The organism is Synechococcus sp. R3-13 (assembly GCF_047462195.1).
In the GTDB taxonomy this organism is placed as follows: Bacteria; Cyanobacteriota; Cyanobacteriia; order Thermostichales; family Thermostichaceae; genus Thermostichus.
Genome location: NZ_JANSIO010000128.1, coordinates 1 through 1,806 on the forward strand (window position 1 = coordinate 1; position 1,806 = coordinate 1,806).

A 1,806-nucleotide genomic window follows, 5' to 3' on the forward strand; every position below is an offset into this window, starting at 1 on the left:
TGTTCAGGAGAGTTCAGCGTGAATGTATCAGGGAGCACGTGCTGGGTGGAGTTTTGGCGATTGCGGCCGCGATTGGCTTGGTGGTCTTGCTGTTGGAAGCGATTCGATATCGCCGCTGGGGATCCGTTCGCCGCTGGCAACCGGCAGTGGGGCTGGGCTTGGTGGCCTTGGCGGCGCTGGGGTGCTGGCTGGGTCAGTTGCCGGATCTGATCCCCCTGGCTTTGTTGTTGGGGGGCCTGGTGGGGGTGGGTTTACTGGGGTTGAGTGGCTGCGGTCGGGCCGGGCAAGGGCTGGTGGTGCTGTTGCTCAGTTTGGCGGCCTGGCAAAGTCTGGCTATCGGCTCCCCCAGTCGCATCGGCATTGCGGAGCAGCATGGAATGCTCTTTCTGTGGGGCTGCGGCCTGGGGATGGGCTTGGTGGGGATCCCTTTGCTGGGGGTCTTGGCCGAAACAGAAGCCCTGTCCTTGCTGATGGCGCTGGGCCAGGGGTGGAGCGGCATTGCCGCCTTAACCTGGGGATCTCGCCTGCTGGAGATGGGATCCCAGCCGGATCTCCCTTGGCAGGTGCTGTTGCCGGTGGGGCTGGCCGCCCTCAGCTTGGTGGCAGGCACTGTGCCGCTCTTGACCGCCGCAGAAGACTCCCCCGGGCTGCTGTCGGCAGTGGGGCATGGGGTGGGGTGGCTGGTGGCGTTGGCGCTGGCCTTGGCCTTGACCCGCAACGGCCTATACCAGGATCCCTTTTGGGTCTTGCTCTACGGGGTGGGGGTGCTGCTCTCGTGGGCCTTGCTTGCCTTGGAGAACCAGACGGGACGGGGGATCCCTGCGCCAGGGGAACCTGCTCATGTCAGCGGGCCGGAGGCTTTAGCCGGTCGCGTCAGCGTTGCCGAGCAACAAGGACGGCTGCTCTGGCGGGCCTGCGTGGGCCTAACGCTGGTGGGCGGAGGAGCGCTGCTGGCGCTGCGATTGGGGGGATCCTACGGGGCGGCGCTCTTGGGGCTGGGGTGTCTGGCTTTTCCCAGCCGCTGGGGGGCGATGGCAGCCCTCTTCTTGTCGGCCCGCCCTCTGCTGCAAAACCTGTTGCACCAGTTCAACCTGCAGGTTGCCGGGATCGACCTCACCCAACCCTATGTGTCGGCGGCGCTGTACCTGGGCATGGCGGCCATGGCGCTGGCGGCGCTCCTGCACTGGCTATACGGGCCAGACAAACCCCTGCAGACGGGGATCGCTCTGACGCTGGCCAGCCTGGCTCTGCCGGTGGGGGTGGGCTACTTCATTCACGCTCAGCCGCAAGCGGCCTTCCTGTTGGGAGCTTTGATGACTGCTTTGATCCTGGCGGCGCTGCAGCCCATCCTCCTGCAGCAGGAGGGAAGAGGGGCGGAATCTCCAGGGATCCATTCGCGGCAGCGGGACGGAGTCCTTGGTTTGGCTCTGGCCACGCTCGCCATTCTGGGATCCAACCTCAGCCGCGATTGGACGGTAACCGGCTTCCATGCCACCCGCCTGGAACGGGCGCTGGTGCTGGCCGGGGTGGTCGGGATCCTGGCGTTGATTCTCCTGCTCTGGCAAGGCTGGAGCCTATGGCAATCCAGGAGAATGCGCGCCCCCGCCCGCTGATGAAACCCGTTCCCTTGGGCACCCTCGGCACCTGGCAAGGGATCCTCGGCCCAGAACAAACCGCTGAGGCTCTGGGCAACCCCGGTGTGAAGGTGATCGGATCCCCGGCTCTGTTGACGTTGATCGAGCGGTGCAGCCACACCACCTTGCAGCCCTTCTACGAGCCGGAGGAAGCGGCGGTCGGGATCCGCTT

Annotated in this window: 1 protein-coding gene and 1 pseudogene; both read left to right on the top strand. The window is 65.8% G+C overall.

Going from position 1 to position 1,806, the window contains the following annotated elements:
- Positions 1 to 53 precede the first annotated feature (53 nt).
- Entirely contained in the window at positions 54 to 1,613 is a 1,560-nt protein-coding gene (locus NW856_RS04270) for a hypothetical protein (RefSeq protein WP_414399280.1), read from the top strand.
- Positions 1,613 to 1,806 (top strand): annotated as a pseudogene (locus NW856_RS04275) (hypothetical protein); the annotation flags it as partial. The gene NW856_RS04270 and the pseudogene NW856_RS04275, both read left to right, overlap by 1 nt.